The sequence below is a fragment of the Flavobacterium sp. genome (genome assembly GCF_031363805.1).
Lineage (GTDB): Bacteria > Bacteroidota > Bacteroidia > Flavobacteriales > Flavobacteriaceae > Flavobacterium.
Genome location: NZ_JANLVD010000201.1, coordinates 1 through 1,841, shown reverse-complemented (window position 1 = coordinate 1,841; position 1,841 = coordinate 1). Strand labels below are relative to the sequence as shown.

Below are 1,841 nucleotides of genomic sequence, written 5' to 3'. Positions count from 1 at the left end.
TTATAAATGGAACACTGTTAAAAGCTAAACAGATTGTAGACGTTTCGCCTGTAAGCGGTAATTTTTATTTAGGTGGTTCTGCAGGGAACAAGAACATTCGTGCAGTGCTTTTTTATGAATACGGCTTCACTAATTTCTTAAACAAACTCAATAAGGACGAGAGCTTGCAGGCTTTGAATAACGGCGACAGTTTCAAAGGCAACTTGGGAACACTAAACGCTCAGGTGATTTTTAATTTGTAAAAAACAAGAAAAATGAAAGGATTAATTTTAGCAGCAACTATTTTAATGGGATTAGGGCTTAATGCACAAACAACAGTTTTTGAAAAACAATTTGGAGATAGTATTAAAGAGATAAATTGTGGTTATTTAAAAAAATCCAATAAGTTAATTATAAGTAGTCATAATAAAAGCAAAAAAGCCTCTTTGTTATTCATCGATTCAGAACAGAATCAAAGTGTAATTTTAAATAATTATGAATTTGACGGATTTAATTTTTCTACTGCGGAGAAAGCATTTTCTATCTTCGAAGCAAAAAACAACATAGCCGATAGATATAAGTATTTTGCAATAGATAATATCACCTCAAAAGAATATATTAAGAAACACGTCCGTTTTCCTTATTTAAATTTCTTCACTAAGAAGTTCCAATTAGAATTAGTAAATTCCACAGGAAATATAAAAGTAAATCTTTTGAAAGATGATATTTTTTGTAAAAAAAGAGATATTAACAGCAATATTGAAGAACTGGTAAAAGTTACGAAACCAAATATCGAGTGTTTTGCTAATCCTGATAAACCCAATGAATCTGATTTGGCATTTCAGAAAAGATTAATAGACGACAATAGTTTTGAAATAGTTACTAAAAGAATACTGTATGATATTAGCAATGCCACATGTAACCTTTACAGGACGCAGTATGACTTGGAGGGTAAAATAATAAATAATTTTAAATATTCTTATTCATTACCATCAAATCTTGTTCCAGCTTCAACACGAAGTAAATCAAGAATTGAAAACGAAATGTGTGATTTTAGTTCATCATTAAATTACTTTAATAATATGGACGTCAATGAATATTTAATCGATGATGATACTCAAGACGTTTATATATTTGGAGTAACTAGAGATAGTAAAACTCTTTCTCCAAAGGGCTTTTATGCGGTTAAATTCAAAAAAACAGGGGAGATGATTTGGAATAGGGTTTTCGAAATCGATGATAAGAAAGGCTTTAACAATGACAGGTATTTAATAGAAGCAACCATTGAAATAAATGAATACTTGAATGATAATCTTTTGGCTTTTTCGATTGATGGAGGCACAGATGATAGATACAACAATCTTTTTGTAATAGATAAACAAACCGGAAACCTTGTTGACAAGGCATCTAAAGAAACTCATCGCGAAGGTTTAAAAGGGGCTTTGTCTTTTAGAAGAACATCAATTTTTGAGAGTAGTAGGCTTTTAAAAAACAGGTATGGAAATGTGAATGTATTATTAGCAATGTCTTTCAATAAAAAAATTAATGATTTTATTACTCAAAATAACCTTAAAGCGGAAGTTCATTATGACGCTATTTTAAGTAAAAAAGGAATTTGGCTTTTAGAATCGGATAACAAAACTTATTTCAAAGTAACACTTTTTAGAGAATAAAAAAAATCCCGCTAATTCGAGACTTTCTTTTATAAAGTAGCAATTGCATTTTCCAATCGCATAATGCTTTCTCCCTTTCCAATTAATTCTACAATATCAAAAAGATGTGGACCTTTCAAAGCGCCTACCATACTTAGACGAAATGGCTGCATTACTTTTCCCATTCCAATTTCATTTTGTGTCATCCAG

Annotated in this window: 1 protein-coding gene and 2 pseudogenes; 2 read left to right on the top strand and 1 reads right to left on the bottom strand. The window is 30.4% G+C overall.

Going from position 1 to position 1,841, the window contains the following annotated elements:
- Both RMN92_RS10745 and RMN92_RS10740 read left to right on the top strand, forming a co-directional pair.
- Positions 1-242, top strand: a pseudogene (locus tag RMN92_RS10745) (hypothetical protein); the annotation flags it as partial.
- Positions 243-254: 12 nt separating this feature from the next.
- Positions 255-1,652, top strand: coding sequence for a hypothetical protein (locus RMN92_RS10740; RefSeq protein ID WP_309609444.1), 1,398 nt, complete (start codon positions 255-257; stop codon positions 1,650-1,652).
- 29 nt (positions 1,653-1,681) lie between these two features.
- On the opposite strand, the pseudogene RMN92_RS10735 reads toward RMN92_RS10740, so the two are convergent.
- Positions 1,682-1,841: pseudogene (locus RMN92_RS10735) on the bottom strand (glutamate--tRNA ligase); the annotation flags it as partial.

Coding starts and splice junctions, on each gene's coding strand:
- RMN92_RS10740 (WP_309609444.1), top strand. CDS start 255: ATGAAAGGATTAATTTTAGCAGCAACTATTTTAATGGGATTAGGGCTT.